General features: G+C 66.9%; 7 protein-coding genes. 2 read left to right on the top strand and 5 right to left on the bottom strand.

What is annotated here, in order from left to right; genetic code table 11:
- The 3 genes from IRZ18_07650 to IRZ18_07640 all read right to left on the bottom strand — a co-directional run.
- The coding region (locus tag IRZ18_07650) for a cytochrome o ubiquinol oxidase subunit III (GenBank protein MBX5476976.1) at positions 1-488 on the bottom strand (488 nt) is incomplete at its 3' end.
- Positions 489-492: 4 nt separating this feature from the next.
- Entirely contained in the window at positions 493-2,472 is a 1,980-nt protein-coding gene (locus IRZ18_07645) for a cbb3-type cytochrome c oxidase subunit I (protein ID MBX5476975.1), read from the bottom strand.
- 24 nt (positions 2,473-2,496) lie between these two features.
- Positions 2,497-3,450: a COX aromatic rich motif-containing protein gene (locus IRZ18_07640; protein MBX5476974.1), complete on the bottom strand. Its 954-nt coding sequence runs from the start codon at positions 3,448-3,450 to the stop codon at positions 2,497-2,499.
- A gap of 247 nt (positions 3,451-3,697) precedes the next feature.
- Between IRZ18_07640 and IRZ18_07635 the strand changes: the two genes are divergently transcribed.
- Positions 3,698-4,702, top strand: coding sequence for a radical SAM protein (locus IRZ18_07635; protein MBX5476973.1), 1,005 nt, complete (start codon positions 3,698-3,700; stop codon positions 4,700-4,702).
- A gap of 31 nt (positions 4,703-4,733) precedes the next feature.
- Here IRZ18_07635 and IRZ18_07630 read toward each other — a convergent pair whose 3' ends face one another.
- Positions 4,734-5,126 carry a cytochrome c gene (locus IRZ18_07630; GenBank protein MBX5476972.1) on the bottom strand — a complete coding sequence of 131 codons (393 nt, stop codon included), beginning with the start codon at positions 5,124-5,126 and terminating at the stop codon, positions 4,734-4,736.
- A gap of 63 nt (positions 5,127-5,189) precedes the next feature.
- Entirely contained in the window at positions 5,190-5,723 is a 534-nt protein-coding gene (locus IRZ18_07625; GenBank protein ID MBX5476971.1) for a DUF2269 family protein, read from the bottom strand.
- Between the two features lie 336 nt (positions 5,724-6,059).
- Here IRZ18_07625 and IRZ18_07620 point away from each other — a divergent pair.
- On the top strand, positions 6,060-7,117 hold a 1,058-nt coding region (locus tag IRZ18_07620; protein ID MBX5476970.1), incomplete at its 3' end, for a beta-lactamase family protein.

Below are 7,117 nucleotides of genomic sequence, written 5' to 3'. Positions count from 1 at the left end.
TGCGCGCCGTGCGTGCCGACCAGCGTGTAAAAGGCGGAGAGGAACGCGCTGCGCTGCATCGTCGCCCCGCGCGCCGCATCGACCAGAAACTCGTGCAGCTCAAGCCCCAGGAAACCCAACCCCAGGAGCATCGTGGCGACGAGCCACGCGGCCGTGGCGCGCGCATCCCCGCGCCGCACACTCAGGGTGGCGAGGCCCCCCGTGAAGCTGCTCGTCAGCAGAAGAAGGGTTTCCGCCGCGACCCCGGGCACGTCGAAGATGTCGCGCGCGGAGGGCCCGCCGTCCGTGTGCGTGAGCAGGACGAGGTAGGTCGCGAACAGGCACCCGAAGAGGAGCATGTCGGTGGCGAGGAAGATCCAGAAGCCGACCACCTTCGCCGACTGCGCGACCTCCGCATGAACATGCGCGTGCGCGTGCGCCGCGGCGCGGGGGCGGTCGCCCGCCTCGCGCGCGCGAATGCGTTCCAGCGTCGATTCCACCGTGGCCATAGGCTTACACCCTTCCCAGAGCGGCTTCCGTCTTGCGGATCTCGTCCGCGGGGAGCAGTTCCTCTTCCTCTTCGCCGCTCTCCCACGCGACGAAGCACGCCAGCACCCCGGCCGCCCCCACGGCCGCGACCGGCCACCACTCGAAGACCGCGCCGAAGCCGGCCACGAAGAACGAGAGCCCCAGGAAGAACGGGCGCGCCGTGTTCTTGGGCATGAGGATCGGCTCGATGTCGTCGGCCGTTGGGCGCAATTCCTCCGTGCGCCCCTGCTGCTTCAGCTCCCACCACATGTCGCGGTCGGTGACACGCGGGATGACCGCGAAGTTGTAGTGCGGGACGGGCGACGGCAGCGACCATTCGAGCGTGCGGGCGTCCCAGGGGTCGCCGGTCAGGTCGCGCTCGCCGTGGCGGATGCTGTACAGGATCTGCGCCACCATCACCACGAAGCCGAGTCCCATCATGTAGGCGCCGATGGTGGAGACGAGGTTGAGATCGCCCCATCCCAGCTCGGCCGGGTAGGTGTACATGCGCCGCTGCATGCCCATCAGTCCCAACGCGTACTGGGGCATGAACGTGACGTAGAAACCGATCACGAAGAGCCAGAAGGCGATGCGGCCCAGGCGCTCGTCCAGGCGGAAGCCGAAGATCTTGGGCCACCAGTAGTACATGCCCGCGATCAGCCCGAAGACCGTGCCGCCGATCAGCGTCTGGTGGAAGTGGGCGATGAGGAAGTAGCTGTTGTGGTACTGGTAGTCGGCCGGAGCCGCGGCCAGCATCACGCCCGTGGCGCCGCCCAGGGCGAAGGTCGGGATGAACGCGAGCGTCCAGAGCATCGGCAGCGAGAGACGGATGCGCCCGCGGTACATGGTGAAGAGCCAGTTGAACACCTTCACGCCGGTGGGAATGCCGACGGCCATGGACGCGACGGCGAAGAACGCGTTGACGTCAGCCCCGGCTCCCATGGTGAAGAAGTGGTGAGCCCACACAAAGTAGCTGATCACGCTGATCACAAGCAGCGAGGCCACCATGGACGTGTACCCGAAAAGCCGCTTCCGCGCGAACGTGGCCACCACTTCGGAGTACACGCCGAAGGCCGGCAAGATCACGATGTACACCTCGGGATGGCCCCAAATCCAAAACAGGTTGACGTACATCATCGGGTTGCCGCCGTGGAGCATGGTGAAGAAGTGCGTGCCGGCCAGGCGGTCCAGCATGAGGAGCGCCAGCGCCGCGGTGAGCGCCGGGAACGAGAACACGATCACGAGGCAGGAGGCCAGCACCGACCAAGTGAAGAGCGGCAGGCGCATCCAGGTCATGCCGGGCGCGCGCATCTTGAAGATGGTTGCGAGGAAGTTGATCCCCGTGGCGATGCTGCCGATGCCCGAAATCTGGATCGCCAGGAGATAGTAGTTCTCGCCAGGCCCGGGATCGAAGCCCAGTTCCGAAAGCGGCGGGTAACTCGTCCACCCGGCGTCCGGCGAGCCGCCGAATACGAACGCGAGGTTGAAGAGGAGCGCGCCGAAGAAGAAGAGCCAGAACGAGACGGCGTTGAGCACCGGAAAGGCCACGTCGCGCGCCCCGATCTGCAGCGGCACGACCATGTTGAAGAGCGCGAAGATGAACGGCATCGCCATGAAGAGGATCATGATCGTGCCGTGCGTCGTGAAGATCTCGTCATAGTGCTGCGGGTCGAGGAAGGTGTTGCCGGGGAACGCCAGCTGCGTCCGCATGAGAAGCGCGTCCACGCCCCCGCGGAAGAGCATGAGGAGCGCGCAGATGAGGTACATGATGCCGATCTTCTTGTGATCGACCGTCGTGATCCACTCCCGCCAGAGCCACTTCCACCGGCGGAAGTAGGTGAGCGCCGCCACGATGCCGATGGTGGTCAGCAGGATGGCGACGTCCGACATCCAGATGAGCGGTCCACGATCCCACATGAGGTACGTGTCCGCGAAGCGGCGGAACCAGAGCGGCAGCAAGTCCATTTCCTTTTCCCTTTCCCTTTCCGTTCAGCGGGAGGTCTGGCCCACGGCTGTCCCGTGGTCCGTCATGTCGTGGCCGTCCATGCCGTGGCTGGTCATGTCGTGGTCCGTCATGCCGTGACCCGTCATGCCCTGCATGTAACGGCCGCCGTTCGTCCAGACGACTCGATCAAAGAGGTCCGGCGGGAACGAGGAGAACTCGGCCGTGCTCGTCACGCCGGGCTTCTTCAGCTGCTCGTAGCCGGCCGTCGTGAGCGGCGGCGACGACGCCTTGACCGACGCCACCCACTTGTCGAAGTCGGACTGCGGGGTGGCGACGACGTCGAAGCTCATGTGCGCGAAGCCCTCGCCCGTGAAGTTGGCGGCGTGGCCGTAGTACGTTCCCGGGCGGTCCGCCTGCAGCCAGAGACGCATCGCCATGCCGGGCATCGTGTAGACCTGGCCGCCCAGCTGGGGCACCCAGAAGGAGTTCATGGGCGCGTCCGCGGTCAACTCGAAGTCCACCGGCACCCCGACCGGGATCTTCACGTAGTTGACGGTGGCGATGCCCTGCTCCGGGTACTGGAAGAGCCACTTCCAGTTCAGGGAGATCACCTGGATGGTGATGGGCTTCACGTCCTTTTGCGGCGGCTCCACCAGCGCGAACGTGGTCTTGGCCGTGTAAAAGCCGAGGACGGCCACGATGATGATGGGAATCGCCCACCAGACGGCCTCCAGCGTCCGGCTGTCCGCCCACGTCGGCTCATAGGGCGCCGTGTTGCCCGGCCGGTCGCGGTAGCGCCACACGATGTAGAACAGCAGCGCCAGCGTGGGGATCACGATCACCGCCAGCAGCTCCACGGAAAGCACGATGAGGTCGAGCTCCTGGCGGCCGACGGGTCCGGCCGGCGAAAGCACAAGGTAGCGGGAACTGCACCCGGTCAAGAGCAGGGCAGTCAGGGACACGAACGCCAGGACGGTGCGCGTGCGAAGCAAAGACAATGGCGGTCACTCGTTTCCGAAACAAATGGGCTCCCTTGGAGGGTAGGACGGCACAACGCGGGCCCGCCACGGCCAAGCGGACATGTGAAAATGGCCCGACCGGCCCAACCATTTGCGGCGAACGGCGGGGTCCGGACGTCCGAAAGACCATGGCCGAATGGCCGGGTGACGGCCACACGGCCCCATCCATCCGCACGTGGGCGCGCGTCGTGAGCGGCGGTACAACGGTACCGTGAGGTGTCGCCGCATGGACTTTTCTCAAGCGCCGATCGTCACCATTTGGGAGGTGACGCAGGCCTGCGATCTCGTCTGCCTGCACTGCCGGGCGTCGGCGCGGCCCTGGCGCCATCCCGGAGAACTGACCACGGAAGAGGGATTGCGGCTCATCGACGAAGCCGCGGAGATGGGCACCCGGCTGTTCGTGTTCAGCGGAGGGGATCCGCTGAAGCGTGAGGACCTCTGCACCCTGATCCGGCACGCCGCCGACCGCCGCCTGCACCCATCCGTGACGCCCAGCGCGACGCCGCTGCTGACGTACGACGCGATCGCGCAAATGGCCGCGGCGGGCGCGGAGGCGGTGGCCATCAGCCTGGATGGGGACGATGACGCGAGCCATGACAGCTTCCGCGGTTGGAGCGGCGCCTTCCAGCGCTCCCTGGCGGCCGCGGCGGACGTGCGCCGCGCCGGCCTGCGACTGCAGATCAACACCACGGTGACGGCCGGCAACTGGCGGCGCCTTCCGGGCATCGCGCGCCTCGTGGCCGATCTTGGCGCCCAGCGGTGGAGCCTCTTCTTCCTCGTGCCCGTGGGGCGCGGCGCATCCCTCACGCCCCTGACGGCCGAGGAGCACGAAGAAGTGTACCAGTGGCTGGCGGACATCCGGGAACAGGTGCCCTTCGCCATCAAGACCACCGAGGGCCCCGCCTACCGCAGGGTGCTCATGCAACGGGGAGCGGGGCGGCGCGCCGCGGTCAGCGACGGCAAGGGCTTCTGCTTCATCTCACACACGGGCGAAGTGATGCCGAGCGGCTTCCTGCCCGTCTCGGCCGGGAACGTGCGCCGTCAGTCCCTGGCCTCGCTCTACCGGGACAGCGAACTCTTCCGGAGCCTGCGGGACCCGAACCAGCTGCGGGGCAAGTGCGGGCGATGCCCGTTCCGCGAGGTCTGCGGGGGCTCAAGGGCGCGCGCCTACGCCATGACGGGCGATTACCTCGCCGCCGAACCCACCTGCGCGTACGAACCGCCGCTCTAAGCCGGCGGCGGCGTGACCGGCCGAGCTGGCCTCACTTGAGCGTCTTGAGATAGGCGATGATGCTGTCGACCTGTTCCTTGCTCAACTGGCCGCGCCAGCGTGGCATCGCCGGGTTCAGGCTCCTGCCATCCTCGTCCTTGCCGTCGAGGATGGCGCGTTCCAGGAGCGCCGTGTCGTTGTGGTACATGGGCTCCAGGTTGCGCTGGCGCAGGTCGGCCGACGTCGCGGTCCCGATCTTCAGCCCTCCGGCCGCGTTGATCCCGTGGCAGGACGCGCAATGGCTCTGAAACAGCTGCTTGCCGGCGGCCACGGTCGACTGAGCGCCGTTCGACGACGGGTTGGAACGGCCCCCGACCAGGGAACATCCGCTGGCGGCCAGCAACGTCACGGCCATGCCGGCAATGACGATCGATCGAGCGGTCATGGCTCCGATCGCCTCCCGCGAACAGTGTGCGCCCGATCGCGGTGCATATTCAAGACGATCGGCTCACCTGAGCTCGGCGCGAAGGGCCGGCCGCGCCACGAGGTACCCGATGACGGCCGCCACGAGCGTCGCCACGATCGACCCGGTCCACCCCGGCTTGACGACCATGAGGTACAGGATGCCGCCCAGCCATAGCGTCACGATGCCGCTCGCGAGCGCCAGCGTGCGGTCATGGATCTTTGCCGCCAACTCGGACGGCACGGGCCCTTCGGCCGCCGCGGCCGCGCCCTTCCCGATGGCCCGCATCCGCTCGCCGATCACGCCCGCCCCCAAGACAGCGCCGATCAGGTACGCGATCAGCGCGACGTCGATCCAGGGCGTCGTCCAGCCCCAGGACGTCCACGCCATGTAGATGCCGGCGACAAGGATGATGAGGCCGCTGATCCCATGGAGGCGGTCGACGGAGCCCGCCGCCTGGGAGAGCGTTCGCACCTCGCCCACCGTGGCCGCCCGCCGCATCCGGCTGTGGACGGCGAGGTCGACCCCGAGCGCGGCGAACATGAGGGCGACACCGACGATGTGAAGCAGTAAAGCCAAGGAATACAACATCCGGACTCTCCTTTCATGTCGCGCGCCGCGCCAGGTTCGCATGGGACGTGCGCCCGGGATACGGGCCGGGGACGGCGCGCGCCGGCACGGTCTGCCCTCATTCGCTACGCACACCGCGCCTCCTCTATTCCCTGGTTCACCGCGGTGGAGGCGCTGAACATGGCGGTGGGCCGGAGACATCCACCGGAGACATCCAAATGTAAACGTGATTGAATCGTCCAAGCAGGAACCGCCCGGGATCGCGATGAATGGAACGCGAAACCGCCGGGCGTGCAACCACACTTAATTCCGTTCCCCGGCGCTTCCTGGACAGGGAGGGGTCTCATGTCAGGCGAGCGTCAGCCGATTTGGCCAGCGTACGAGGAGTATGGTCGCAAGCTCCTGGAGCCGTACGGCACGCCAGGTGCGTCGGTCGCCATCGCCGAGGACGGTCGCATGACGTATCATCACGGCTTTGGCTACCGCGATGCGGAGGAGCGGCTGCCCATCACGCCGGACACCGTCTTCGGGATCGGCTCGATCACGAAGTCGTTCACGGCCATGTGCATCATGAAGCTCCAAGAGGCGGGCAAACTGTCGGTCTACGACCCGGTCGTGCGCTACCTGCCGGAATTCCGGACTCCCGATCCGGAACTGACTCGCCAGATGACGATCCACCACTTCCTCACGCACACGTCCGGGCTGCCGCCCCTTCCCTCGCTCATGAGGGCGCTTGCACGCAGCATGCGGGAGGATCCCGACGTCGACCAGCCTGAGGCCCGGAAGCGGATCGAAGAGGCCGAGCCAGTGGACACGTACGAGCAGTTGCTGGAGTGCATCGCCAACACCCCGTTCGAGCTCCTCGGGCCGCCAGGCGAGTTCTTCAGCTACTCGAACGACGCGTACGCGCTCCTCGGCGCCATCGTCGCGCGGGTGAGCGGCCAGTCGTTCACGGAGTACCTCAGGAAAGAGATCCTCGAACCGGCCGGGATGACGTCGACCACCATGGACGTGCCGGAGGGACCGGCCTTCCCGGACGTGTCCTCGCTCTATATCGAAAAGGAGAAAGACGGCAAGGAGTGGATCAAGAAGTCGCCGGTCTGGTGGCAGGCGCCGGCCATGGACGCGGCTGGCTTCCTGCGGTCCAGCGCGCGCGACATGCTCCGCTACCTGGAGATCTTCCGGACGGGCGGCCGGGTGGGCGACCGTCGCATCCTGTCTGAGGAGAGCGTCCGCGAGATGACGGCGCCCCGCGTCCAGGTCAGCCCGACGATGTACTACGGCTACGGGCTCATGATCACCCCCGACTACCACGGCGTCACCCTGGTGGAGCACGGCGGCAATGTCAAGGGCGTGTCCGCGTACATGTCGGTCGTTCCGGAGCGCGGATGGACCGGCGTCGC

The sequence above is a fragment of the Clostridia bacterium genome, assembly GCA_019683875.1.
Lineage (GTDB): Bacteria > Bacillota > Sulfobacillia > RBS10-35 > Bu92 > Bu92.
The sequence above is the reverse complement of the archived record's forward strand: the minus strand, read 5'-3'. Positions and strand labels throughout refer to the sequence as shown.

Excerpts from the sequence above, each read along its gene's own strand:
- IRZ18_07630 (MBX5476972.1), bottom strand. The coding sequence starts at position 5,126 with ATGACCGCTCGATCGATCGTCATTGCCGGCATGGCCGTGACGTTGCTG.
- IRZ18_07635 (MBX5476973.1), top strand. The coding sequence starts at position 3,698 with ATGGACTTTTCTCAAGCGCCGATCGTCACCATTTGGGAGGTGACGCAG.
- IRZ18_07645 (MBX5476975.1), bottom strand. The coding sequence starts at position 2,472 with ATGGACTTGCTGCCGCTCTGGTTCCGCCGCTTCGCGGACACGTACCTC.